This window comes from Streptomyces sp. NPDC048504, from assembly GCF_043200035.1.
In the GTDB taxonomy this organism is placed as follows: Bacteria; Actinomycetota; Actinomycetes; order Streptomycetales; family Streptomycetaceae; genus Streptomyces.
In genome coordinates, this window is record NZ_JBICXA010000026.1 from 1 (window position 1) to 25,881 (window position 25,881).

Genomic DNA, 25,881 nt, shown 5'->3' on the forward strand with positions numbered 1-25,881 from the left:
GCCCCCCCCCCGCCCCCGGCGGGGCCCCCCGGCCTGGCTTTTTTGGTTTCGCGGGCCGGGGCGCCCGCCGCCCCCCCCCCCCCCGCCGGGCCCCCCCCCCCCCCCCCCCTCCGCTTGCCCGCCCACCCCGCACATCCCCGGCACACAGCGAGGAGTCCACGATGACGATACCCAACTCCCGTGACACGGCGGCCGGTTCGCCCGACACACCCGTGGTGCGGTTCGGCGCCGGTGCGGTGCGCGGGCGGCTGGAGGACGGGCTGGCGGTCTTCCGCGGCATCCCGTTCGCCGAACCGCCCGTCGGGGAGGCCCGGTTCCAGGCACCGCGGCCGGTGCGCGGCTGGGACGGCGTGCGCGAGGCCGGCGACTTCGGCCCGCCGCCCCCGCAGGAGTCCGGATTCCAGGGCCGCCGGGGCGTGTTGGAGGCGGCGACGGGCGACGACTGGCTGACCGTCAACGTGTGGACACCCGCTCCCGATCCGGCGGCCCGCCGGCCGGTCATGGTGTGGATCTACGGCGGCGCCTACAAGTTGGGACACGCGGGCAGCCCCGGCTACGACGCCCAGCACATCGCCCGGGACGGTGACTTGGTGGTCGTGACCTTCAACTACCGTGTCGGGATCGAGGGGTTCGCGCGGATCGACGGCGCCCCCGCCAACCGCGGGCTGCTCGACCAGGTAGCCGCGCTGGAGTGGGTGCGGGAGAACATCACCGCGTTCGGCGGCGACCCCGGACAGGTCACCGTCTTCGGCGAGTCGGCCGGTGCCGGGTCGGTGGCCTCCCTGCTGGTCATGCCCAGCGCCGCCGGACTGTTCCGCCGGGCCATCGCGCAGAGTCCGCCGAGCCCGATCTTCTCCGACCCGCTGGCCAGGGACATCGCGTCCGCCATCGCCGCCGAGGCGGGACTGCGCCCCACGGCCGCCGACCTCGCGACCGTGGACCCGCGTCAACTTCCCGCGGCGGGCGAGACGTTGAGCACCAAGATGCACCAGTACGAGGACCGGTGGGGCGGCCTCGCCCACACGCTGAGCCCCTTCGCACCGGTCGTCGACGGCGAGGTGCTGCCCACCACACCCTGGCAGGGTGTCGCGGCGGGCGCGGCGCGGGACGTGGACCTGATCCTGGGTCACAACCGTGACGAGTTCCGCCTGTTCACCGCGCTCGGCGGCCAACTCGGGAAGATCACCGAGGAGGACGCGGCATCCGCACTGCGCTGGTTCGGCCCGGGCCCCGAGGCCGAACAGGCCTACCGCACCGCCTTCCCGGACGCCTCCCCGGGCGAGCTGTACGAACTCGCCCACTCCGACCGGGTGTTCCGCATGCCCTGCCTCCACCTGGCGGATGCGCAGGCCGCCGCGGGCGGACGCGTCCACGTCTACGAACTCACCTGGCCCGCCCCGGGGTTGGGCGGAGTGCTGGGTGCCTGCCACGGCCTCGACATCCCGCTGCTGTTCGGCACGTTCACCGCCGACCTGGGCAATCTGCTGTTCGCCGATGTCGTGCCCTCGCCCGAGGCGTTGGCGCTGTCGTCCCGTTTCCGGGCGTCCTGGACGGCGTTCGCACGGACGGGTGACCCGGGGTGGCCCGCGTACGACACCGAGCGGCGGTCGGTGCAGGTGCTCGACGCGGAGCCCGTGGTCACGGCGTATCCGGAGGAGACCTCGCGGCGGCTGTGGGAGGGGTATGCCTTCGGTGCGGTGACGTTGGCCGAGGAGACCGGGAAATCCGAGTAGGCGGCCTCGATCGGCGGGGTGAGGTGCTGCGGTCGGTGGCGTCACGCGGGCGTGGACAGTCGTGAGGGGCCACGCCCATGCCGGAGGGCGCCACGCCCATGCCCGGTCGGCGAGCAGTTCCTCGCCCCTGCCGGCGGTACGCCCGTCTCCCCCTCACGTCACCCCAAGTCCTCGCCCTTCCCGGCCACCATCCGCTCCAACCGGTCGAAGCGCTCATGCAGAGCCCGCACCGCCTCCTCGCCCAACTCCTCCGCCCCGTGCGCGAGATGATGCCGACGACGCTGTTCCCTCCCGACGAACCAGGTGGCCAGGGCCGCGGTGACAAGTCCGTAGGTGGTGATGCCGGTGACCATGACCACCGAGCCGACGACGCGGCCCCACAGCGTCACCGGGTAGAAGTCGCCGTATCCGACGGTCGTCGCCGTCTCGATCGACCACCACAGGGCCTTCGGGTACGTCGTCAGATTGGCGCCGCGCGCTCCCTGTTCGGCGGCGACCACCGCCCAGGAACCGACCAGCACCACCACGCCGAGGACCACCGCCGCGCCGCCCGCCGCCTTCAGGTGGAGCGAGCGGCCCTGCCTGCCGAGCAGCAACTCGACCGCCCTGGTGAGGAATCCGGGCAGCATGGTCACTCCTTCGCGTCAGGGTGCCGGGCCGGCGGCCGGAGCTCGTCCCGGCCTGGGGCCAGTGTCGGGGCGGGCGGAGGTACGGGCATGCCGGGCGGGGCGTTCGAGTTGCCGTACGACCTGCGGCGTTGTGCGCTGGGGGCACTGCTTCGCCGCCCGATCCCGACCGCGCCCCACACGACGGAGGCCCCTGCCATGACCGCGGAACCCCGAGCCGTGCCGGAGACCTTCGCCTTCACCTGTGGTGACTGCGGCCACTGCTGGGAGGCCACCTTCCAGGTGATGTTCTTCACCAACCCGACGGACGCCTCCGGCCTGACCACACAGGAGTACGTCGACGAGGAGGGGAAGGCCCTCAGGTCACCCCTCGCCGACGCGATCTGCCCCAAGTGCGGCGGGCGCACGGTGCATGTGCTGGAGGCCGGACTCGCGGCACGGGCGCGCCAAGCGGAGCACGAACCCCGGCCGCCGCACGAGCACTGTCTGCACCTGCCGCACCGGCACTCCGGCCCGCCGGACGACGAGACACACTGACGCGCCGGGCACCCGAGGGACGCCGCGCCGGGGCGTCCCGCTGACCCGAACGACGGACCCACCGAGGTCCCGTCCACCCGGACGGACGGCGATCCCACGCCCCCCGTGACTCACCCGAACGGCCCCCTGCACTGGAGGCCCCGGCGCCCCGATGGTGCGCTGGAGGCACACCTGCCACTCCCCCGGAGGCCCCGCCATGCACCGTCGCCCGCCCTCCCGACCCGCCCGTCCCTTCCGTGTTGTCGCCTCGGTCCTCGCGGCGGGCGCCCTGCTGACCTGCGCGGCCTGCTCCGGGGGAGGCGACAGCGAGGGCAGTGATGCGGACCGCGGGAGCGCCTCGGACGTCGCTGCCTCCCCCCTCGCCGCCGAGTCCCCGCTCGCCTCACCCCGTACCGGGAAATCCGCCTCGCCCCGTGCCACGAGATCCGCCGCCCCCGTCCTCACCCCGGCCGGAGCCACATCCGCGCTCGTCACCGAGGCCGATCTTGAGGACGACTGGACGCAGGTCAAGGGCGCCAACGGCTGGGTCGACAAGCTCGTCATCGGCAGGGTCGACGTTGCCGACTTCCTCACCGCGAAGACGAACGCCGCCGACTGCCAGAAACTCCTCGACGCGCTCTACGACGACACCCTCCTCGGCAAGCCGTCCGGCGCGTCCGCGCTGACCGGGTTCGAGCAGGGCGACTCCCGGCTGCTGTACCAGGTCGCCGCCTACGACCGGGCCAAGCTCGGCGCCTCCCTGAACTGGCTGAAGACGCTTCCGGTGAAGTGCGACCAGTTCACCGCGACCGACTCCAAGGGCGGTCATCGGACGGTCCAGGTCATCGAGGACCCGGTGCCCTCCGTGGGCGACGCCCGCCAGGGTCTCCAGGTCACCGTCACGGGCACGAGCGGCAACGAACCCACCACGCTCACCCTGCAGTTGGCCGTCGTGCGGGTCGGCACCGACGCGATCACGGTCACGTCGGGCGGCCTCGACGGCACGGAGACCGATACGACCAAGGCCGCCGTGCAGTCCGGCACTTCGCACCTGAAGGACGTCCTGGCCGGCCGGACCCCTCCCGCCCAACCCGACAACCTGGACTGACAGTTCACCGAGTCCGCCGCTCCCGAAGAACACGCGCCGGAACATTCGCCCCGATCGTCGCGAACACTTGGGCCGAGTGATCACCTGACGGCACAATGGAGTCGACGGGTCAGACGGGCGAGCAAGGAGCAACGACGTGAGTGACAGCGACACCCCGGCAGAGGGACCGACCCGGCTCAACACCGGTGTGGCGCACAACGCCCGCGTGTGGAACTACTGGATCGGCGGCAAGGACAACTACGAGATCGACCAGCGGGTCGGCGAGCACGTCGCCGGAATGTTCCCGGTGATCCGTGAAGTGGCCCGCGCCGACCGGGACTTCCTCGGCCGCGCGGTGCGCTTCCTCGCCACCGAGCGCGGGGTCCGGCAGTTCCTCGACATCGGCACCGGACTGCCGACGGTCGACAACACCCACGAGATCGCCCAGCGCGTCGCACCCGACGCCCGCATCGTCTACGTCGACAACGACCCGCTGGTGCTGATCCACGCCCGCACCCTGCTCACCAGCACGTCCGAGGGCGTCACCGACTACATCGACGCGGACGTGCACGACCCGGCGGCGATCGTCCAACGGGCCGCCGACACACTGGACTTCGACCGTCCCATCGCGGTGATGATGCTGGGCATCCTCAACTTCATCCTCGACACCGAGGACGCCCGGGAGGTCGTACGCAAGGTCATGGCCGCGGTCCCCTCGGGCAGTTTCCTGGTGCTGACGCACCCGACGTTCGACGCCGATCTCGGCGGCGAGGGCAACGTCCCGGCCATGGAGTTCTGGAACGAGAACGCCACTCCTCCGATCATCGCCCGCGGGCGCGCGGACGTCGCCGCGTTCTTCGAGGGGCTGGACCTCCTCGACCCGGGCCTGGTGCCGTGCTCGCGGTGGCGCCCGGACTCCGACTCCCCGGCCGTGGTACCGCAGTTCGGCGCGGTGGCCGTGAAACCCTGACGGCGACGCCGACCGTGCAGGACGCGACCGTGGAGGACGTATGACCACCCTTGCCGACCCCCTGCCCGGCGGCCGCCCCGGCGAGGTCGAGCGCGCCACCGCGCTGGCCGCGGAGCTGACCGGGCGGGGTGTGCACGGGATCGTCCTGGCCTACGTCGACACCGCGGGCGTAGGCCGGGTGAAGTCGGTCCCGACCGCGAAACTCGCCTCGGCGGCGGCCTGGGGCGTCGGCATGTCTCCGGTGTTCGACACGTTCCTCGCGAACGACTCCATCGTCACCACCGACGTCCTCGGCTCCCCGGACGGCGATCTGCGGCTCTACCCCGACCTCGACCACCTGGCCATCCTGTCCGGGCAGCCCGGCTGGGCCTGGGCCCCGGTCGACCGCGTCACCCAGGAGGGCGAGCGGCACCCCGGCTGCAGCCGAACCTTCCTGCGCCGTACGGTTGTTGACGCGCAGCGCCGGCACGGACTCACCTTCCGGGCAGGCATCGAGATCGAGTGGGCGCTCGGCCTGGCCACGGCACCCGACGGCGCGTTCGTCCCCGCCACGACCGGTCCGGCGTACGGCGCGACCCGACAGGTCGAACTCAGCGACTACGGCGCCGAGTTGCTGTCGGCCCTGGCGACCCAGGGTGTCGATGTGGACCAGTTCCATCCCGAGTACGCGGCCGGGCAGTTCGAGCTGTCGATCGGCGCGCTCGACCCGGTCGCGGCGGCAGACCGCAGCGTCCTCGTACGGCAGACGATCCGCGCGGTGTCCGGGCGGCACGGCCTGCGCGCCTCGTTCACGCCGTCCGTCTTCGCCCAGGGCGTCGGCAACGGCGGCCACATCCACCTCTCCGCCTGGCGCGACGGCGCCAACCTGCACACCGGGGGCGACCGTCGCTACGGCATGACGGCCGACGCCGAGTCCTTCGCGGCCGGTGTCCTCACCCACCTCCCGGCCCTCACCGCCGTGACCGCGCCCAGCCCGGTCAGCTACTTCCGTCTCCAACCCTCCCAGTGGGCCGGGGTGTTCACCGCCTGGGGCCGCGAGACCCGCGAGGCCGCGGTACGCGTCGTCACCGGCACAGCGGGCCAACGCGCCCAGGCGGCGAACCTGGAGGTCAAGCCGGTCGACCTGGCCGCCAACCCGTACCTCGCCCTCGGCTGCCTGATCGCCGCCGGCCTCGACGGCCTGACCAGCGCGGCCGCCCTGCCCGAGGAGACCACCGGCGACCCCGCGCGCCTCGGCGCTTCGGAGGCCGGGACCCGGGGCGTACGACGACTGCCGACCTCCCTCGCCGAGTCCGTCGTGGAGTTCCGCAAGGACGAACACCTGCGGGCCGCGCTTGGACCGGTCCTGGCCGACGCGGTGATCGCCGTACGACAGGGCGAGATCGCGGCCGTGGCGGAGCTGGACGACGAGCACATGGCTGCCGTGTACCGCTGGAGGTACTGACGATGGCCACTGGACCGGTCCACGAGGCACTCGCCGCGCTGGAGTTGGTGGACCACCACTGCCACGGAGTCGTCACCGAGGACCTGGACCGGACGGCCTTCGAGCCGCTCCTCACCGAGGGCGACGCCTGGCCCGGTAGCGGGATCTCGCCGTTCGACAGCCCGGTCGGCATCGCCGTACGCCGTTACTGCGCACCGGTGTTGGACCTGGAGCGGCACGCGCCCGCGGACGAATACCTCGCCCGGCGAACCGAGTTGGGGCCGCACGAGGTCAACCGGCGCTTCCTGGCCGCCGCGGGTACCGGCGTCTTCTGCGTCGACACGGGGTTCGCACCACACCGCATCACCTCGCCCGCCGAACTCGCGGAGGCGGCGGGCGCGATCACGCATGAGGTCGTACGACTTGAGACGGTCGCGGAGTCCGTGGCCGCGCGGGGCGTCGAGCCGGACGGGTATGCCGACGCGTTCCGGACGGCCGCGCTGGACGCGGTGCGGCGGCCGGGGGTGGTGGCGGTGAAGTCGGTGGCCGCGTATCGGACGGGGTTCGATCTCGACCCGGCCAGGCCCTCGGACGCCGAGGTGACCGGGGCCGCCCGCGTCTGGCTGGCCCGTGGCGGGCGGCTCGAAGACCCGGTCCTGGTACGGCAGTTGCTGTGGACCGCGGTCGACCTGGGGCTCCCGCTCCAACTCCACACGGGGTTCGGCGACAACGACATCCGGCTGCACCGCACGGACCCCGCCCTGCTCACGGACTGGCTGCACCTGACCGCCGGCACGATCCCGGTGCTGCTTCTGCACTGCTGGCCGTATCAGCGTCAGGCCGGATACCTGGCGGCCGTCTTCGAACAGGTGTACCTGGATGTGGGGCTCACCCTGCACCACGTTGGACCGGTCCGGGCGGGGGCGGTGCTGGCAGAGGCGATGGAGATCACACCGTTCCGCAAACTGCTGTACAGCTCCGACGCCTATGGTCTTTCGGAGTTCTATGGGCTCGGAGCACTGGCGTTCCGCCGGGGACTGGGGGATCTGCTCCAGGAGCGGGTGGACGCCGACGAACTGGGCCTGCCCGACGCTCTGCGGCTGGCACGCTGGGCGGGGGCCGACAATGCCCGCCGGGTCTACCGGCTATCCGACGGACACTGAAAGTATGATCAAGCAATGTCTGACATGACCGATACCACGCCCGGTTGGCTGTCCGCCGACGACCTCGAACAGGCACGCGCCCGCATGCCGATCCTCTACGTCGAAGCGGTGCCCGTCCGCGTCGACGACAACGGGGAGGTGACCAGCATCGGACTGCTGCTGCGCATCGGCCCCGACGGCACCGTCAACCGCACCCTGGTCTCCGGCCGCGTACTGCACCACGAGCGGGTCCGCGACGCCCTTCTGCGTCACCTGGAGAAGGACCTCGGCCCGGTCGCGCTGCCCCGGATCCCGACCTCGCTGCAGCCGTTCACCGTCGCCGAATACTTCCCGACGCACGGCGTCACGCCGTACCACGACCCCCGCCAGCACGCGGTGTCCCTCGCCTACGTCGTACCGGTCACCGGCGACTGCCGGCCCCGCCAAGACGCCCTGGACCTCGTCTGGTTCAGCCCCGAGGAGGCTGCCTCGGAGGCGCTGCGGAGCGAAATGCCGGGCGGGCACGGGGTGTTGCTCAAGCAGGCGCTGGCGCACGTGGGTTGTGTGTCCTGACGAGGGCACTCAGCCCGTGACACCTCCTTCCGTGAGGCCCGCGAGGACGCGGCGCTGCAGGACGAGGTGGACGAGGACGAGCGGCAGGCTGGTCAGCACTACATGAGCGAACACCAGATTCCAGCTGACACCGTGCGTGGACGAGGAGGCGAAGGAGTACAACGTCAGCGGCAGCGTGGCCGCCTGGGAGCCACGCAGCGGGAAGCGCACGAAGCCGGTGGCCAGGAAGATCACCGCCCCGAGCCGGGTGCCGGCGATCACCAGCAGGTAGCCGAGACGCGATCCGTTGAGGCCGAGCTGGGTGAGGACGTAGATCGTCGGGATGATCGTCGGGGGCAGCACGATCGACAGCGCGGACGTGTAGTACGCGAACCGCAGCGTCCGCGAGTCGGAACGGGCGTACGCCCAGGCCGCCATGGAGCCGGGCAGCAGCACGGCGAGAATCGTCGGGACGGCCGGCAGCGCACTGTTGCGCAGGCCTGTGAAGTACGAGCCCTTGTCGATCACCGTGTGGTAATTCGCCCCGGTGCTCCAGTGCGTGGGCCAGCTCATCGACAGGACGCTCGCATCGCCCTCCGTCTTCAGGGAGTTGACGATCAGCAGCCAGAACGGGACGAGGATCCAGGGGATGGCGAAGAGAGTCAGGCACTCGTACCGGACAACCCCCTGGTCTTCAAGGCGATTGCGCTCACATCGGTACCTCCCGTCGGCGCAGCCAGCTCATCAGCGGGACCGCCGTGACGATCACCATCAGCGTGACGACGAAGCTCAGCGCGCTCGCCGTACCGAAGAAGCTCTGGCCGTACTGGGGGTGGACGGCGACGTTGAGTAGGGCCGTCGCGCGGCGGAAACCGTCACGGCGCGTCTCGCCGAGCTGCTGCGGGAACTCTGATCCCAGGCGACGCGGCCCCCGGTTCAAACCGGAGGCCGCGCCATCTCAATCGACCCTCGTTCTCAATCAGCCCTCGTTGTACGTCAGTTCTTGCCCTTGGTGACGACCCACTTGCCGCCCACCCAGTTGCCGACCGTCTCGTAGCCGGAGCGGAAGGAACCGAGCCAGTCGAGCTTGAGGCCGGCCTCGGCGGTGGACTTGACGGGCGTGTAGCTGCTCGCGTCGGTGGCCGGGCCGCCGGTGGTGTTCTTGGCGTGGTACGGGAAGGGGTAGACCGGGCGGGAGGCGGTGGTGTTCCCGCTGCTGTCGACCGACTTGGTCGTCAGGCTCGCCGGGGCGTCGCCCTTCGTGACCCAGTCGGTGATCGCCGTCAGCGCGTCGAAGGTGTCGGGGCCCTGGCCGCCGCCGCAGTGTGCGACGCCGGGGAGCAGGAAGAGGCGGGCGAAGGTCTTGGTGTCCGTCTCGCCGCCCATGATCTTCTCAACTGCCTTGTAGTAGGCCATCGTTCCCACGGCCGGGATGTGCTGGTCGCCCAGGCCGTGCCAGAGGATCAGCTTGCCGCCGGCCTTCTTGAACGCGGTGAGGTCGGGGTCGGTGGCGTCGTACATGCCCTCGCCCAGCCGCATGACCTTCTTGTAGTAGGTGGCCGTGAACTTGATGTCCTTGTACGTCAGGGTCGGCTGCGGGCTGTCGAAGATCTGGTAGCGCAGGGTCTCCCGGACGAAGCTGATGTCGCCGCTGGCACCGGTGGCGGCGGCCGGGGTGATGATCCCGGCCCAGTTCAGCTCGGAGCCGCGCAACTGGTAGCCGGGGTAGAGGAGTTGGCCGTGCTCATCGGTCGGTCCGGCGTAGATGCGGCGCAGGGTGGTGACCTGGTCGGCGGTCAGGCAGTACGCGTCGGAGGTCGAGGTCTGGCCGGCCCCGCACTGGATGGTGCCGGGGTCCCAGGTGCAGCTCAGCGGGTCGGCGATGATGCCGTCGGCGGGGGCGCCGCAGCCCTTGAGCACGGCCTGGTGGAGGTCGGCGTTGGTGATGGTCGCCGGGCCACCGTTCAGGTACACGGACTGGGCGGTCCAGGCGTGCGAGAAGGTGTTCAGCGCCGTGAAGTTGTTGGCCGGGGCGCCGGCGATGATGCCGTCGAAGTCGGCCGGGTAGCGCTGGGCCTCGGTGAGGGCCTGGTGGCCACCCTGGGAGCAGCCGTCGAAGTAGGAGTGGGTGGCGGCCTGGCCGTAGTACTGCTTGATGACGGCCTTCGCGGCCTGGACCAGTTCGTGGTCGGACTCGTAGCCGAAGTCGGCGCGCAGGGTCGGGTCGGTGGAGAACAGGCCGCCGCCCTGGTAGTGGCCCTCGTCGCTGGAGGCGACGGCGAACGCGCCGGTGGTCAGCGGGACGCAGCCGGCCGAGGCGGGGGCACTGGTGACACTGGTGTTGCCGCAGAGGCCGCCGCAGCCGACCTGGAGGTAGTTGGCCTGCCAGCCGGCTTCGGGCAACTTGATCTCGAAGTGGAGTTGCGGGGCGATCACGCCCTTGACGTCACAAGCGGCCCAGTTTCCCAGGGCGTTGGCGCTCGCGGCGAGTTCGGTGGCCGAGGTGATCTCGAAGGGCACGCCGGGGACGGCGGCGGCCAGGTCCAGTTGGGCGACGCCGGAGCAGGACATGGCCGGTGCGATGCCCGAGGTCGGGGTGCTCGCCGAAACGGCCTTCGCCGAGGCCGAGTTGGCGGCCTGCGCGCTGCCGGTCGTGCTGTTGGCCAGCGCCACGCCCGCACCGGTCACCAGCGCGACGACTGCGGCGAGGGCGGCCATGGAGGTGGCCGAGTTCCACCGACACCGTCTGAACAACTTGGGCATGCTGGGTACTCCGTTCGATCGCCGGATCGGGGTCGTGCAGGCACGGCGAGGAACGTAGCTGTCAGTCGATCCGCGAGCAATAGCGTCGACGCTATTGTTGACGATTTAGTCGAAAGCTTTGGCCCGACATCGCTGACCAGGCCCGGAGCCGACGCCCGCCACGACGTCAGCTTTCTTTTTGCGCAACTCATTGATTGTACCGACCGTTAGGTCTAATTTATCGGCTCTCTGGACCTTCGCTCCGCTCACTTACGGAAGGCCGCCGATGTCCCAGACCCAGCTCACTCCCCCACGGGACGAGGAAAGATCACCCTCGACGACCCGCAATGTCCTCGTCATCGTCGCTCTCGTATGGACCGTCCAACTGGTCGCGCTCATCGCCGCGTTGTCCGGCATCGCGCAGGCCGACGTCGCGATCCACTTCAGGACCACCGAGATCGCGTGGTTCACCCTGATGACCCTGCTGACCGGGACGTTCTTCCTGCCGTTCGCCGTCAAGGCCGCCGCCGTCTTCGGCAAGAAGCGCGTCCTGCTCGCCGCCACGGGGCTCGGCTTCATCGGCGACCTGGTCGCCGCCGTCGCCACCGACTACCGCACCCTGCTGATCGGCCGCGGCATCGCGGGCATCTACGCCGCCAGCGCCCCGCTCGCCTACGCCATCACCCGTGACGTGTTCCCGCGCAAGTGGGTCGGGGTCGCCAGCGGGATCCTGGCCGGCGGTGTCGGTCTCGTCGCGTTCGGTGGACCGTTCCTGTCCGGCTGGCTGCTGGACGACCACGGCTTCCGCGGCGTCCTGTGGTTCATGGCCATCAGCACCGCCGTCAGCTTCCTGCTGGTCGCGGTCTTCGTGCCGGAGAGTCCCATCCGTGCGGCGGCCGGCCGGATGGACTGGGCCGGCGGAATCCTCCTCGGCGGCGGCGTCACGGCGCTCATCTACGCCGTCGGCCAAGGCTCGCACTGGGGCTGGGGCAGCGGCAGGTTCATCGGCTATGTCGTCGGGGCGGCGATCGCGCTGATCACCTTCGTCCTCGTCGAACGGCGGGTCGCGGAGCCCCTGTTCCCGCTCTCCATGACCCGACGCCGCCCGGTGTGGACCGTTCTCCACGCCACCTCCATCGCGGCCGGCTCGCTCAGCGCCGTCGGCGTGGTGATCCAGCTGCTGATCCTGATGCCGAACATCCCCACCGTCTCGGCGGGCCTGGGCTGGTCGGGAACCCACAACGCCATCGTCACCAGCCCGATCAGCGCCATGATCATCGTGGGGGCCGTCGGTACCGGCCTGCTCTCCCGCCGGGTCGACGCACGCATCCTCCTGGGTACCGGCGCCGCGCTCGCGGTCCTCGGCTACGGCATCGGCACCCATCTGCACCACAGCGCCCCGCAGATCATCGAGATGGGCGTGATCGCGGGGCTGGGCACGGGCATCGTGATGGCCATCGCGCCCATCATGATCATCGAGGTCGTCACCCCCGAGGAACAGGCACTCGCCAACGGCGTCCAGACCCTCGGCCAGGGCGTCGCCCAGATCGTCGTCTCCCAACTGGCCTTCGTCGTGATGGCGCAGCACGGGGCGGTCCTCAAGGGCACCCAGTTCTACCTCGACGCCGGTTTCACCAACGGGCTCTGGCTGGTGGTCGGTTGCGTCGCCGCGGGCGCGCTGCTCGTCGCTCTGATCCCCAGGAGCAAGCGCCTCGACGAGGTGGAGGTCGGCCAGGCCGTCGCCTGACACCGCCGGCACAACCACTGGCATGCGGAAGGCCGTCCTGCCGGTGACGGACGAACGGCCTTCGGCGTGCGGCTGGTTCAGCCGCTCCGCACGTACTCCGCCGCCGCGTCCAGCAGCCAGTCCGTCAGATACCCGGCGAAGGACGAACGGACCAACACCCAGAATCCGGCGCCGGGTTCGTCCCGGGCGACCAGGACGACCTGAGCGCGGGCCAGGGTGGTCTGGGCGCAGCGTCCGGGACCGAAGGCTCGCGGGTGCAGGTCCAACGGGCAGCCGTGGGCCAGCAGTTCGCGGGCGCGGGCGCCGGAGACGAGGAGGGTGGTGCGCTGGGCGGAGACGTCGGTGACGGCGCTGTGTTCGTCCCCGGCCGCCGCCCGGATCCGGTGCTCCACGTCCCGCTGGGTGTCCGGCGGTCCGACCACCAGCCACTCGTCCGGGCCGAGCCACAGCACGGTCAACTCCTCTGCCTGCACGACCGTGTTGGGCTCAAGAGGCAGGGACAGACCGAGCGCGAGTCCTACGGCGTCCGCCGCCGCGCCCTTCGCGTCGAGCCGGAGGTTCACCTGGGCCAGGAAGGGCAGTTCGGCCAACCGGACCGTGCGGCCGGAGGAACGGGTCGTGGCCGCCAGTCGGTCGGCGGCGCCCGCGAGGGGGCTGCGGCGCGGGACGGAAAGGGCGGTGTCAGCCATCGCGGCGGGCTCCCTCGGGGTCGTAGAGGACGGGGCTTGCGACGGTGACCGGGATCAGCTGGTCGCCCACCGGGGCGTAGAGGCGTTCGCCGATGCGGTCGCGGCCGCCCTTGATCAGGGCGAGGGCGAAGGTGCGGCCGAGGGCGGCGCTGCGGTAGCTGGAGGTGACGTGGCCGAGCATCGGGACAGGCGGGGCGGGCAGCACGCTGTCCGCGATCAGTTGGGTGCCCTCGGGGAGGAAGGTGGCGGGGTCCTCGGGGAGAAGCCCGACGAGGTGTTTGCGGTCGGGGCGGACGGCGTCGGCTCGGGCGAAGGAACGCTTGCCGATGAAGTCGGGCTTCTTCTTCGACACTGCCCAACTCATGCCGAGATCCTGGGGAGTCACGGTGCCGTCGGTGTCCTGGCCGATGATCGGGTAGCCCTTCTCGGCGCGCAGGACGTGCATGGTCTCGGTACCGTACGGGGTGATGCCGAAGGGGGCACCGGCCTCGTACAGCGCCTCCCACAGGGCGAGGGCCTCCCACGGTGACACGTTGATCTCGTAGGCGAGTTCACCGGAGAAGCTGATCCGGCACACCCTGGCCTCGATGCCGGCGACGATCGTGTCCCGCCACGCCATGAAGGGGAAGTCGTCGTTGGCGACGGCCAGTTGGGGTGCCAGCGAGCCGAGCACCTCGCGGGAGCGGGGGCCGACCAGGGCGACGGTGGCCCACTGCTCGGTCACCGAGGCGCAGTGGACGCGGAGTTCGGGCCACTCGGTCTGGTGCCACTCCTCCATCCAGTCCAGAACGGCGGCCGCGTTGCCCGTGGTCGTGGTGACCAGATAGCGGTCCGGAGCGAGGCGGATGGCCGTGCCGTCGTCGAAGACCATGCCGTCCGGACGGCACATGACGCCGTAACGGATCATGCCGACCTTCACGTTGCTCATCATGTTGGTGTAGAGCCGGTCGAGGAAGACGGGTGCGTCCGGGCCCTGTACGTCGATCTTGCCGAGGGTGGAACCGTCCATGAAGGCGACGCCCTCGCGGGCCGCCGCGCACTCGCGCAGGACTGCGGTCTCCATGCTCTCGCCGTCACGCGGGTAGTACCAAGGCCGTTTCCACTGGCCGACGTTCTCGAACAACGCGCCCTGCATGACGTGCCAGTCGTGCAGCGCGGTCGTACGGATCGGGTCGTGCAGCGCGCCCCGGTCGCGGCCGGCGAGGGTGGCGAAGGACACCGGCGTGTACGGCGGGCGGAAAGTGGTCGTGCCGAGCAACGACACGTCCACGCCGAGGAGTTCGGCCACCACTCCGCCGGCCAGGACGCCTGAGGTCTTGCCCTGGTCGTTGGCCGTGCCGGCCGTCGTGTAGCGCTTGGTGTGCTCGACCGAGTTGAGGCCGGCGGCGGTGGCTCGGGTCAAGTCGGCGACGGTGACGTCTCGTTGGAGGTCCACGAAGCTGGGGGCGTCGGTGGGGCCGGGGACGACGAAGACCTGCATCGCGGGGGTGTGCGGTTCTGTGGTCACCTGGGGCAGGGAGGGCAGTTCGGCGGCGTAGCCCTCGGCCTCTATCGCTCGGGTGCCTGCGGCTGCGCCCTGCAACAGGGTTCCGGCCAGGTCGAATTCACCGTTCGCGCTGCCCGCGACCTCTACCAGCTGGCGGCAGGTGTCGGGGACGAAGGTGCCGAGGGTGTCGTCGTAGCGGAGTTTGCCGCCTGCCTGGCTGAAGAGGTGGGCGACCGGGTTCCAGCCGCCGGAGACCAGGAGGAGGTCTGCGGTGAACTGCCTTGTCGTGGCCGGGGTTTCGCCGTACGGGGCGACTGTTACGGCGGTCAGGCGTGGGGCGCCATCGGTGCCCACGACTGCGTGTCCGGGCAGTACTTCGATGCCTGCCTCGCGGGCCCGGCTCGCCCACTCGTCCGGTTCAGACGGGCGGGTGTCCACTATCGCCGCGATCTCTACGCCTGCCGCCGCCAGGTCCAACGCGGCCGCGTACGCACTGTCGTTGGTGGTGAAGACCACGGCTCGGCCACCCGGTAGAACGCCGTAGCGATTGATGTACGCGCGGGCCGACGCTGCGAGCATTACCCCGGGGCGGTCGTTGTCCGGGAAGGCGAGGGAGCGTTCGTGGGCGCCGGTTGCCAGGACTACTCGGCGGGCTCGGATGCGCCAGACGCGTTCTCGGGAGACGTGGGTGGGGGCTGCAGCGCCCAGGTGGTTCGTGCGGCGTTCCACGGCCAGGAGGTGGTTGTCGTCGTAGTGGCCGAAGACTGTGGTGCGGCGGAGGATGCGGACCTCGGGGGCGGCGGCGAGCATCTCGCTCAACCCGCCTACCCAGTCGAGGTGTTGGGCCGTGTCCAGGAGGCTGCCGCCCAGTTCGGGGCGGTCGTCGGCGAGGATTACCCGGGCTCCGGTGCGGGCGGCGGCGGCCGCGGCGGCGAGGCCGGCCGGGCCTGCGCCGACCACGAGCAGGTCGCAGTGGGCGTGGGCGGCGTCGTAGCGGGCCGGGTCGGGTTCCGTGGCCAGGCGGCCCTGGCCGGGGAGGCTGGTGGCGACCAGGCCGTCGTAGAGCTCGACCGTTGTCGCGGGGAGCATGGGCTCGGGGAACGGGGCCTCGATCTGGATGACGGCGTTGGGTTCTTCGACTCCGGCGGTGAAGATGCCTCGGGGGCGGCCGAGTTTGATGCTGGTGCCGGTTTGGATGACACCGTTCGCGAGGAGGGCGGAAGCGAGGGTGTCGCCTTTGCAGCCCTGGTATTCGGTGCCGTCGAAGGTGAAGGTGAGGGGGGTGTCTCGGTGGATTCGGCCGCGGATGGGGTGGCGGAACGGATGGCCCGCGGCAGAGCCGCTGATGGATGCAGCGCCCCCGCCGCCCTTACCCGTCCCATCCTCCAGGGGCTCTGCCCCTTCGACCCCGCTCCCAGGGGGCTCCGCCCCCTGGACCCCCGTCGGCCCTGAAGGGGCCTCGTCCTCAAACGCCGGACGGGCTGAATTTGCGGGCCTGCGCTGAACAGTGGACGCCGGACCGACTGAAGTTGCCGACCCGCGCTGAACAGCGGCCGTCGGACGTGGCTCGGAGAGGACCGGAGAATCGGCAACCGCCCCCCGCCCACTCAGCGTTGGCCGCTCCTCACCCGCCCGGTACACCCCCAGGATCTCGTTCGTCGCCGTGTCCCGCACCGCGTTGAACCATCGGCGGCAACCCGCCGCGTGGTTCCAGCGTTCCGCGAAGGGGCCCTTGGGGTTGTCGCGGAAGAACAGGTAGCGTGCCCACTCCTCGTCGGTCAGGTCGGCCGGGGTCTCCGGGTAGGCGACGTGGGCCTGGCCGCCGTAGTGGTACTCGGCCTCGTCGCGGGGCCCGCACCAGGGGCAGGGGATCAGCAGCATGGTTGGGCTCCCTAGTGGGCCACCGCGGCGGCGCCGTGCTCGTCGACGAGCGCGCCGGTGGTGAAACGGTCGAGCGAGAAGGGGGCGTTGAGGTGGTGAGGGGTGTCGTGGGCGATGGTGTGGGCGTAGACCCAGCCGACGCCCGGGGTGGCTTTGAAACCGCCGGTTCCCCAGCCGCAGTTGAGGTACAGGTTGTCCACCGGAGTCAGGCCTACGATCGGTGACGCGTCCGGGGTCACGTCCACGATGCCGCCCCAGGTGCGCAGCACATGCGCCCGGGCGAAGACCGGGAACAGCTCCAGAGCCGCGGCCATCTGTTCCTCGATGATGTGGAACGCTCCACGCTGGGTGTAGGAGTTGTACGAGTCGATGCCCGCGCCCATCACCAACTCGCCCTTGTGCGCCTGGCTCACGTACACATGGACCGCGTTGGACATGACCACCGTGGGGTGGACGGGTTCAAGGAGTTCCGACACCAGTGCCTGCAACGGGTGGCTTTGGAGCGGGAGTTGGATGCCCGCCATCGCTGCCAGGACGGACGTGTGGCCTGCCGAGCAGAGCGCTACCTTGCCCGCCGATATCGGGCCGAGTGTGGTCTGTACGCCCACCACCCTGCCGTCGACTATCTCCAGGCCCGTGACTTCGCAGTTCTGGATGAGGTCGATGCCGGCCGCGTCGGCGGAGCGGGCCAGGCCCCACGCCACGTGGTCGTGTTTGGCGATGCCCGCACGTGGTTGGTAGGTGCCGCCCATCACTGGATACCGCACGTCCGGTGAGGTGTTGACGATCGGGCAGACCTCCTTGACCTGCCGTTCGTCGAGCCATTCCGCGTCCACGCCGTTGAGGCGGTTCGCCTCGACTCGGCGCACGCTGTCGCGGACGTCCTGCAGACTGTGGGTGAGGTTGAGGACTCCGCGCTGGGAGAAGAGGATCGGGTAGTCCAGCTCTTCCTCCAGGCCCTCCCAGAGTTTGAGCGAGTGTTCGTAGATGCCCGCGCTCTCGTCCCAGAGGTAGTTGGACCGGATGATCGTGGTGTTGCGGGCCATGTTGCCGCCCGCCAGCCAGCCCTTCTCCAGCACCGCGACGTTGGTGATGCCGTGGTTCTTCGCCAAGTAGTGGGCGGTCGCGAGGCCGTGGCCGCCGCCGCCCACGATGACGACGTCGTACGAGCGTTTCGGCTCGGGTGTGCGCCAGAGCCAGTCGGGGTGTTCGGGGAGGTCTGCGCCCGGGGTGCGGGGGGTCATCGGCGGTCGCCTTCCTCGGACAGGTGCGGGTAGAGCGGGTGCTTCGCGGCCAGTGCCTCCGTGCGGGCGCGCAAGTCCGCGATGTCCGGGGCCGGTTGGAGGGCCAGTGCGATCACGTCGGAGACCTCGGCGAAGTCCTCCTCCGTGAAGCCTCGCGTGGCCAGCGCCGGGGTGCCGATGCGCAGGCCGGACGTGACCATGGGCGGGCGCGGGTCGAAGGGCACTGCGTTGCGGTTGACGGTGATGCCGATCTCGTCGAGCAGGTCTTCCGCCTGCCTGCCGTCCAACTCCGAGTCGCGCAGGTCCACCAGGACCAGGTGCACGTCCGTGCCACCGGTGAGGACCTTCACCCCAGTGGCTGCCACATCGGCTCGGGTCAGGCGTTCCGCGAGGATGCGGGAGCCGGCCAGCGTGCGGGACTGGCGTTCCGCGAACTCCGGTGACGCCGCGACCTTGAACGACACCGCCTTCGCGGCGATGACATGCTCCAGGGGGCCGCCCTGCATCCCGGGAAACACCGCCGAGTTGATCTTCTTGGCGAGGTCGGCCTCGTTGGTGAGGATGACTCCGCCGCGCGGGCCGCCGAGGGTTTTGTGTGTTGTCGTCGTGGTCACGTGGGCGTGCGGGACGGGGTTGGGGTGCAGGCCTGCGGCGACGAGGCCCGCGAAGTGCGCCATGTCGACCATCAGCAGGGCACCCACCTCGTCGGCGATCCGCCGGAACGCCGCGAAGTCCAACTGCCGTGGATACGCCGACCATCCGGCGATGATCATCTGGGGGCGGTGTTCCTTCGCGAGGCGCTCCACCTCGTCCATGTCGACCAGGTTGTCGGTCTCCCCCACGTGGTACGGCACCACGTTCAGCATCTTGCCGCTGTAGTTGAGGCGCATGCCGTGGGTGAGGTGTCCGCCGTGGGCGAGGTCAAGGCCGAGGATCGTGTCGCCTGGCTTCAACAGGGCGAAGAACACTGCCGTGTTGGCCTGCGCGCCCGAGTGCGGCTGGACATTCGCGAAGCCCGCCCCGAACAGGGACTTGACCCGCTCGATGGCCAACCGCTCGGTGACGTCGACGTGTTCGCAGCCGCCGTAGTAGCGGCGGCCGGGGTAGCCCTCCGCGTACTTGTTGGTGAGAACCGAGCCCTGCGCCTCCAGCACGGCGGAGGGCGCGAAGTTCTCGGAGGCGATCATCTCCAACGTGGACTGCTGGCGGTGCAGTTCGGCGCGGAGCGCGGCGTGGACCTCGGGATCCAGTTCCGCCAAGGGGGTGTTCAGCGCGTTCATACGGCGTTCGCGTCCTTCCGGCTAGCCGCGGAGGCGGGACATCGTCGGGTCGAACAACGGCTCCTCGGCCACGACGGCCTCGACGCGCTGGTCGAAGTAGCCGATGTGCAACGTGGTGCCGGGGGTGGCGAGTTCGGCCGGGAGCCAGGCGTAGGCGATGCCCTTGCCGATGGTGTAGCCGTAGGCGGCGCTGGTGACGTAGCCGACGGCGCGCTCGCCGTCGTAGACCGGTTCCTTGCCCAGGACGACGGAGTGCGGGTCGTCGATGGTCAGGCAGGTCAACCGGCGGCGCACGTCGGTCTTTCGGCGTTCCAGTGCCGCCTTGCCAATGAAGTCGCCCTTGTCGAGTTTGACGGCGAAGCCGACGCCGGCCTCGTAGGGGTCGTGCTCGTAGGTCATGTCGGTGCCGAAGGAGCGGTAACCCTTCTCCAGGCGGAGGCTGTTGAAGGCGCCGCGGCCCGCGATGACACCCCCGAGGGGCTTGGCCGCCTGCCACAGGGTGTCCCAGAGTTTCTGGCCCTGGTCGGCGGTGGTGTACAGCTCCCAGCCGAGTTCGCCGACGTAGGAGAGGCGCATGGCGGTGACCGGGACCGTTCCAATGTAGGCCTGCTTGGCGCGGAAGTATTTGAGGCCCTCGTTCGTGAAGTCCTCGTCCGTCAGGGGCTGGAGGACCTTGCGTGCCAGTGGGCCCCACAGGCCGATGCAGCAGGTGCCGGGGGTGATGTCGCGGACCTGGACCGTTCCATCGGCGGGCAGGTGGCGGGTGAACCAGTCGAGGTCGAGGTTGCCGTTGGCGCCGACCTGGAAGCGGTCGCGGGCCAGGCGGGCGACGGTGATGTCGCTGCGGATGCCGCCGTCCTCGTCCAGCAGGAGGGTGTACGTCACCGAGCCGACCGATTTGGCGACCTTGCCGGTGACCAGGGCCTCCAGGAAGTCGGCGGCTCCGGGGCCGGTCACCTCCAGGCGTTTGAGGGCCGTCATGTCGTACATCGCGACGGTCTCGCGGGTGGCCTGCGCCTCGGCACCGACGATGGGCGACCAGTACTGGGCGGCCCAGTCGTTGGGGGTGGGGATCGAACGGCCTTCCAGCAAGGCCGAGTTGGCCTCGTACCACTGGGGGCGCTCCCAGCCGTTCGCCTCCAGGAAGACCGCGCCGTGTTCCTGCTGGCGGGTGTGGAAGGGGCTGGTGCGGATCGGGCGCGGCTTCCCGGACGGCTGGAGGGGGTGGAGGATGTCGTAGACCTCGACGAAGTTCTGGCAGTCGCGGGCCAGGACGTATTCGGGGGCGAGTTGGTGCTGTTCGAAGCGGTTGACGTCGCACTCGTGGAGGTCGAAGGACGAGCAGTATCCGTCGACCAGCCACTCGGCCATCGCGCGGCCGACGCCCGCCGAGTGCGTGACCCAGACCGCCTCGGCGACCCAGAAGCCCTTGACCTCCGAACTCTCCCCGAGGAGGGGGAAGTTGTCGGTGGTGAAGGAGAACAGGCCGTTGATGCCCTCCTCGACCTTCGCGTCCCGTGTCGCGGGGAGCAGCGACTGGGTCTCCGTCCAGGCGGGCGCGAAGTCGTCCTCCGTGAACTTGAGGACGGAGGGCATGTCGTCGGCCTCGCCGACCGAGAGGATGTCGTCGGCCGAGATGGGCATGGGGCGGTGGCCGTAGTAGCCGATGCCGATGGCGTCGAAGCGGTCGCGGTAGTAGAGGTCGGCGTCCTGGTGGCGCAGGATCGGGCGGACGGCCTCCTCGGTCTGGCCTGCGAGGGCGGGTACTGGACCGGTCCAGGCGAGTTGGTGACCGAGCGGGGTCAGCGGGAGGTTCATGCCGACCATGCGGGCGATCTTCGGGCCCCAGATGCCGGCGCAGCACACGACGATGTCGGCGGGGAGCTCGCCCTGGTCGGTGAGGACGCCGGTGACGCGGCCGTCGGCCCGCTGGACGTCGAGGACTTCGTGGCGGGCGAGGAAGGTCACGCCGCGCTCGGTCGCCCGGCGGATCTGCGCCTCGACGGCCAGGACGGCTTTCGCGAGGCCGTCGGTGGGGACCAGGAGGCCGCCGAGGACCCGCTCCGGGTTCACCAGCGGGTGGTGCTCGACGCACTCCTCGGGGGTGAGCAGGCGGGCCTCGATGCCCCAGGCGGTGATCCAGCCGTGGCGGCGGTGGAGTTCGGCGACGCGCTCGGGGGTGGTGGCGACTTCGAGGCCGCCGACCTGGAGGAAGCAGGGCTTGCCGTCGACGTCGAGGGAGCAGAACTTCTCGACCGTGTAGCGGGCCAACTCGGTCATGGTCTTCGAGGAGTTGGTCTGGAAGACCAGTCCGGGGGCGTGCGAGGACGAGCCGCCGGTGGCGGGCAGCGGGCCCTGGTCGACCACGGTCACTTCGGTCCAGCCTCGTGCGGAGATCTCGTCCGCGAGCGCCGCCCCCACGACGCCCGCTCCGATGATGACCACTCGGGGTCCCGCCATCGCCGCACCTCCGGCTAGAAAGCAATCCGGTTGCTGTCTGCGCAACATGCTTCAGGTTGCGCAACTCAATGTGCCCGGCGCGAGGAGTGGGTGTCAAGGGGTCCCGTGACGTCGGACGGCGCCCCTGTCACCGGCCGGAACACGGCGATGCCCGACGGGCGGTACGCATCTGCGCGCACCGCCCACCGGGCATGGTCAACCGTCTTGTGCCGCCGCCTACTTGAGCCAGGCGTCGACCTTGGCCTTGTTGGCGTCGACCCACTTCTTCGCCGCGGCGTCGTCGGTCAGCTTGTCCTGCGCTATGTACTTGGCCACGGTGTTCTGGTCCTCGTTCGTCCAGTTGAAGTTCTTCACCAGGTTGTAGGCGGGGCTGCCCGACTTGGCGAACTTCGCGCTGACGATCTTGTCGAGGTCGTAGACGGGATAGTCGCAGGCGATCTTCGACGCGACGGCGTCACAACCTGTCGTGTACGCGGGCAGCGACACCTTCTTGAGCGCGACCTCGGAGAGGAACCACTGCGGCTCGTAGAAGTAGCCGATGACCCACTGCTTGTTCTTCTCGGCGGTGCGGAAGGCCTGGATGAGCGCGGTCTCGCTGCCCGCGTACACCACCTTGAAGTCCAGCTTCAGGTTCTTCACCAGCGCGGCGTCGTTGGTGACGTACGACGGGTCTCCGTCGAGGAGTTGGCCCTTGCCGCCCGACTCGGAGGTCTTGAACTTGGACGCGTACTTGTTCAGGTTCTTGTAGTTGAGGATGTCGGGGTGGGCTTTCGCGAGCCACGGCGGTACGTACCAGCCGATGATGCCCTTGTTGCCGGTCTGGCCGGCCTCGACGGCGGTCTTCTGGCCGGTGATGTACTTCTTCTTGAGGTCGTCGTGACCCCAGTTCTCCAGGACCGCGTCGACCTCGCCGGTGCCGAAGCCCTGCCAGGCGATCTCTTCCTTCAGGTCCTTCTTCTCGACCGTACAGCCGAGTTGGTGCTGCGCGACGTACGCGACGACCGCCGCGTCCGCCTCGTAGCCCACCCACGGGTTGACCGCGAGGTTGAAGGTGCCGCACTTGCCCGAGCTGCTGCTCGATCCCGAGGAGGTGTCGCCGACCTTCGCCCCGCCGCACGCGGTGAGGGTGAGGCCGAGGACGGCCAGGCCGGCCGCGCCGGTTCGCCAGTGTCTTGCCATGGTGTCGTGCTCCTTTAAGCGCTGGTTCGGCGCGCGGCCGCCTGAGTGATCCGGTCGAACATGACTCCGAGCAGCACGATGGCGAGCCCCGCCGCCAGCCCCTTGCCGTACAGCTCGCCCTGCGAGAATCCGGCCACGACGTCGTAGCCGAGGGCGCCGGCTCCCACCAGGCCGCCCACAACAACCATCGACAGCACGTAGATCAGGCCCTGGTTGGTCGCGAGGGTCAAGGCGCTGCGTGCCATCGGGAGTTGAACCTTGGTGATGATCTGCCAGGTGTTGCACCCGGCCGCGGTGGCCGCCTCGACGGTGGTCTCGGGCACGGCCCGCACCCCGTCCGCGGTGATCTTGATGGCGACCGGTACCGCGTACACGACGGCGGCGACGATCGCGGTGAAGCGGGTCGCCCCGAACAGCGCGAGGAACGGCACGAGATAGACGAACGGCGGCATGACCTGCGCCGCGTCCAGCGTCGGCCTGAGCAGCCGGTCCACCATCGCGCTGCGCCCCATCCACACGCCGAAGGCGATGCCGAACAGCATCACGATCACGGTCGCCACGACGGTCGAGGCCAGCGTGGTCATGGCGTCCGACCACACTCCGGTGCCGACAAGTAGCCCCACGCAGACGGCAGTTGTGACCCCGGAGCGCCAGCCGCCGACCACCAGGCCGATCCCGACGAGCGCCGCGCCGACGAGCCACCACGGCGAGTCGGTGAGCAGCGACTGGAACGGGTTGAGCAGACCGTTGGTGAGCGCGTTGCGGAAGGCGTTGGTGACGCCCGACAGGTTGTCCTGCACCCACGTCGTCACGCTGTTCGCGGCCTTCGTGATGTGGGTGCCGGTGCTGCCGTCGCCGGGGAACTGCGCCGCCCACAGGTAGGTGTGAGACAGGTAGATCAGGACCACGACACCCACCGCGCCCGCTCCGAGCAGCGGTCGGCGCCACTTGAGGAAGCGGCCGGTCGAGTTCCGGGCCTGTTCCGTGCGGGTGCTCGACGCCGTCGTGACGCGGTCGAGGACGATGGCCATGATCACGATGGCCAGGCCGGCGTTGAAGGCCGTACCGACGTCGAGCGTCTGCAGTGCCTGCATGACGGTCTTGCCGAGTCCGGGCGCGTCGATCAGGGCCGCGATGGTGACCATCGCGAGTGCGGCCATGATGGTCTGGTTGACGCCCATCACCACGGTCCGCTTGGCCATCGGCAGCAGCACCTTGAGCAGTGACTGCCAGCGCGTCGACCCCATGGAATCCGCCGCTTCCACGGTCGTCTCCGGTACGGAGCGGATGCCGTGCGCGGTGATGCGGATCGCCGGCGGGGCCGCGTAGATCACCGTGGCGATCACGGCGGAGGCCGGGCCGATGAGGAAGAACAGGGTCAGCGGGGCCAGGTAGACGAAGGTCGGCATCGTCTGCATGAAGTCCAGGAAGGGCGTCATGATCCGGTTGAACCGGTCGGACAGCCCCGCCCACACGCCCAGCGGGATCGCGAACAGCAGCGCCACGAGGACCGCGGAGAGGGTGAGCGCCAGGGTGTCCATGCTCTCCTGCCACAGCCCCTGCAGCCCGAAGAAGGCGAAGCCGGCCATGGCGAGGAGCGCGACCCGCCAGTTGCCCACGGCCCAGGATGCGAAGCCGGCGATGCCGACGACACCGAGCCAGCCGATCTGCGGCAGCGGGCGGTCGCCGCTCGGCTGCGAGATCAGGTCCTGGACGAAGGTCACCAGGTTGTCGATGACCAGGCGGATCTCGTTGAAGAAGTAGAGGAAGAGCGGGTTGGAGTTGCGGTTGGCACCGACCGAGTCGTTGAGGTCGTTGAACCACCGGTGCAGCCCGGTGAGATCGGCCGCCGCGAGCGTCAGCGTCTGCTTGCCGCGCAGCACGGCGAACAGCACCAGCCACACGACGAGGATCGCGCCCACCATCATGGGCCGGGTCACCTTGCGTCGCGGGCTCTTCAACTCCGGTGCGGTGTCCGCGACTTGCTGTGCGGGCTCCGGCTTCTCCACGGCGACGGTCATCACGCGTCGCCTTCCTGCCCGGCGACGACCGCGAGGATCTCCTCGTCGCCGACGATGCCGAGCAACTTGCCGTTCTCGACGACCTTGACCGGCTTGTCGGCCGCGAGTACGGCACGGGTGGCTTCCCGCACTACGACGTCCGGGCCCAACTCGGGCCCGTCCAGGGCGTCTCCGTCCACGGCGGGGCGCATGATCCAGCGCAGGGTGAGGACGTCACCGCGCGGCACGTCCTTCACGAATTCCCGTACGTAGTCGTCGGCGGGGGCGCCGACCAGTTCGTCGCCCGTACCGCACTGCACCATCTTGCCGTCGCGCATGATGAGGATGCGGTCGCCCAACTTGAGGGCCTCGGACAGGTCGTGGGTGATGAACACCATGGTCTTGCCGACCTCGTGGTGCAGCCGGATGACCTCGTTCTGCATGTCACGGCGGATCAGCGGGTCGAGCGCGGAGAACGGCTCGTCGAAGAGGAGCACGTCCGGGTCACCGGCCAACGCCCTTGCGAGACCGACGCGTTGCTGCATACCGCCGGAGAGCTGGTCGGGGTAGGAGTTCTCGTACCCCGACAGTCCGACCAACTCGACGACTTCCAGGGCCCGTTTGGTGCGCTCGGCCTTGCTCATGCCGCGGATCTCCAGGCCGAACGACACGTTGTCGACGACCCTGCGGTGCGGCAGCAGCCCGAAGTGCTGGAAGACCATGGAGAACTTACGGCGCCGCAGCTCGCGCAGCCGCTTGGCGTCCGCGTCCCGGATGTCCTCGCCCTCGAAGACGATCTCACCGGCGGTGGGTTCGATCAGCCGGGTCAGACATCGCACCAGGGTGGACTTCCCGGAGCCGGACAGCCCCATGACGACGAAGACCTCGCCGGGCGAGACCTCGAAGTTCACATCGCGTACGGCGGCGGTGCAGCCGGTGCGGTCCATCAGCTCACGGCGTGTGAGCCCGCACAGTTCCTCGGAATCGGGTACCTGCTCTGCCTTCGGCCCGAACACCTTCCACAGCTTGCGCACGGATATGACCGGGGTGGGGGCCGAGTCCTGGGGAGTGCCGCGCCGCTGCGGCACCTCGGTCTGTGCTGGGGTCACGATCGACCTCTTTTC

The 25,881-nt window shown here is 69.9% G+C and carries 20 protein-coding genes; 8 read left to right on the plus strand and 12 right to left on the minus strand.

All coding sequences use genetic code 11. From position 1 onward, the window contains the following. Positions 1–161 precede the first annotated feature (161 nt). Positions 162–1,733: a carboxylesterase/lipase family protein gene (locus ACGFY9_RS44955; RefSeq protein ID WP_393764333.1), complete on the plus strand. Its 1,572-nt coding sequence runs from the start codon at positions 162–164 to the stop codon at positions 1,731–1,733. A 158-nt stretch (positions 1,734–1,891) separates the two neighbouring features. On the opposite strand, the gene ACGFY9_RS44960 is transcribed toward ACGFY9_RS44955, so the two are convergent. Beyond that, entirely contained in the window at positions 1,892–2,362 is a 471-nt protein-coding gene (locus tag ACGFY9_RS44960; protein WP_393764335.1) for a potassium channel family protein, read from the minus strand. Between the two features lie 195 nt (positions 2,363–2,557). Between ACGFY9_RS44960 and ACGFY9_RS44965 the strand changes: the two genes are divergently transcribed. The 6 genes from ACGFY9_RS44965 to ACGFY9_RS44990 all read left to right on the plus strand — a co-directional run bounded on the left by ACGFY9_RS44965 (position 2,558) and on the right by ACGFY9_RS44990 (position 8,070). Beyond that, positions 2,558–2,896, plus strand: a complete 339-nt coding sequence (locus ACGFY9_RS44965; protein ID WP_393764337.1) for a hypothetical protein — start codon at positions 2,558–2,560, stop codon at positions 2,894–2,896. Between the two features lie 196 nt (positions 2,897–3,092). Further along, positions 3,093–3,983 carry a hypothetical protein gene (locus ACGFY9_RS44970; protein WP_393764339.1) on the plus strand — a complete coding sequence of 297 codons (891 nt, stop codon included), beginning with the start codon at positions 3,093–3,095 and terminating at the stop codon, positions 3,981–3,983. A 136-nt stretch (positions 3,984–4,119) separates the two neighbouring features. Then, positions 4,120–4,932, plus strand: a complete 813-nt coding sequence (locus ACGFY9_RS44975) for an SAM-dependent methyltransferase (protein ID WP_393764341.1) — start codon at positions 4,120–4,122, stop codon at positions 4,930–4,932. A 40-nt stretch (positions 4,933–4,972) separates the two neighbouring features. Next, on the plus strand, positions 4,973–6,376 hold the full coding sequence (locus ACGFY9_RS44980) for a glutamine synthetase family protein (protein ID WP_393764343.1): 1,404 nt from the start codon (positions 4,973–4,975) through the stop codon (positions 6,374–6,376). Positions 6,377–6,378: 2 nt separating this feature from the next. Next, on the plus strand, positions 6,379–7,518 hold the full coding sequence (locus ACGFY9_RS44985) for an amidohydrolase family protein (RefSeq protein WP_393764345.1): 1,140 nt from the start codon (positions 6,379–6,381) through the stop codon (positions 7,516–7,518). A 24-nt stretch (positions 7,519–7,542) separates the two neighbouring features. Continuing rightward, positions 7,543–8,070 (plus strand): NUDIX hydrolase family protein, encoded by a 528-nt coding sequence (locus ACGFY9_RS44990; protein ID WP_318020245.1) that lies wholly within the window; start codon positions 7,543–7,545, stop codon positions 8,068–8,070. Positions 8,071–8,079: 9 nt separating this feature from the next. Here ACGFY9_RS44990 and ACGFY9_RS44995 read toward each other — a convergent pair whose 3' ends face one another. The 3 genes from ACGFY9_RS44995 to ACGFY9_RS45005 form a co-directional block, all read right to left on the minus strand. Next, positions 8,080–8,622 (minus strand): hypothetical protein, encoded by a 543-nt coding sequence (locus tag ACGFY9_RS44995; protein ID WP_393764347.1) that lies wholly within the window; start codon positions 8,620–8,622, stop codon positions 8,080–8,082. A gap of 136 nt (positions 8,623–8,758) precedes the next feature. Beyond that, on the minus strand, positions 8,759–8,989 hold the full coding sequence (locus ACGFY9_RS45000; protein ID WP_393764349.1) for a hypothetical protein: 231 nt from the start codon (positions 8,987–8,989) through the stop codon (positions 8,759–8,761). A 56-nt stretch (positions 8,990–9,045) separates the two neighbouring features. Next, positions 9,046–10,812, minus strand: coding sequence for a tannase/feruloyl esterase family alpha/beta hydrolase (locus tag ACGFY9_RS45005; protein WP_393764351.1), 1,767 nt, complete (start codon positions 10,810–10,812; stop codon positions 9,046–9,048). 265 nt (positions 10,813–11,077) lie between these two features. On the opposite strand from ACGFY9_RS45005, the gene ACGFY9_RS45010 reads away from it, so the two are divergent. Next, the gene (locus tag ACGFY9_RS45010; RefSeq protein WP_393764353.1) at positions 11,078–12,538 is read left to right on the plus strand and encodes an MFS transporter; all 1,461 of its coding nucleotides are present in this window, start codon (positions 11,078–11,080) and stop codon (positions 12,536–12,538) included. A 77-nt stretch (positions 12,539–12,615) separates the two neighbouring features. Here the strand turns inward: ACGFY9_RS45010 and ACGFY9_RS45015 are convergent, their stop codons facing one another. From ACGFY9_RS45015 to ACGFY9_RS45050, 8 genes are all read right to left on the minus strand, one after another. Next, positions 12,616–13,227 (minus strand): sarcosine oxidase subunit gamma, encoded by a 612-nt coding sequence (locus ACGFY9_RS45015; RefSeq protein ID WP_393764355.1) that lies wholly within the window; start codon positions 13,225–13,227, stop codon positions 12,616–12,618. After that, positions 13,220–16,594, minus strand: a complete 3,375-nt coding sequence (locus tag ACGFY9_RS45020) for a sarcosine oxidase subunit delta family protein (RefSeq protein WP_393764357.1) — start codon at positions 16,592–16,594, stop codon at positions 13,220–13,222. Before ACGFY9_RS45020 ends, ACGFY9_RS45015 begins: the two co-directional genes overlap by 8 nt. 11 nt (positions 16,595–16,605) lie before the next feature. After that, positions 16,606–17,838, minus strand: a complete 1,233-nt coding sequence (locus ACGFY9_RS45025) for a sarcosine oxidase subunit beta family protein (RefSeq protein ID WP_393764359.1) — start codon at positions 17,836–17,838, stop codon at positions 16,606–16,608. Next, positions 17,835–19,118: a serine hydroxymethyltransferase gene (gene glyA / locus ACGFY9_RS45030; RefSeq protein ID WP_393764361.1), complete on the minus strand. Its 1,284-nt coding sequence runs from the start codon at positions 19,116–19,118 to the stop codon at positions 17,835–17,837. Before glyA ends, ACGFY9_RS45025 begins: the two co-directional genes overlap by 4 nt. 21 nt (positions 19,119–19,139) lie before the next feature. Next, complete coding sequence (locus ACGFY9_RS45035) at positions 19,140–21,578, minus strand: FAD-dependent oxidoreductase (RefSeq protein ID WP_393764363.1); 2,439 nt, start codon at positions 21,576–21,578, stop codon at positions 19,140–19,142. 216 nt (positions 21,579–21,794) lie between these two features. Then, positions 21,795–22,757: an ABC transporter substrate-binding protein gene (locus tag ACGFY9_RS45040; RefSeq protein ID WP_393764365.1), complete on the minus strand. Its 963-nt coding sequence runs from the start codon at positions 22,755–22,757 to the stop codon at positions 21,795–21,797. A 14-nt stretch (positions 22,758–22,771) separates the two neighbouring features. Beyond that, positions 22,772–24,778, minus strand: a complete 2,007-nt coding sequence (locus ACGFY9_RS45045) for an ABC transporter permease (protein WP_393764367.1) — start codon at positions 24,776–24,778, stop codon at positions 22,772–22,774. Then, positions 24,778–25,866 carry a glycine betaine/L-proline ABC transporter ATP-binding protein gene (locus tag ACGFY9_RS45050; RefSeq protein ID WP_366491994.1) on the minus strand — a complete coding sequence of 363 codons (1,089 nt, stop codon included), beginning with the start codon at positions 25,864–25,866 and terminating at the stop codon, positions 24,778–24,780. Before ACGFY9_RS45050 ends, ACGFY9_RS45045 begins: the two co-directional genes overlap by 1 nt. Positions 25,867–25,881 lie beyond the last annotated feature (15 nt).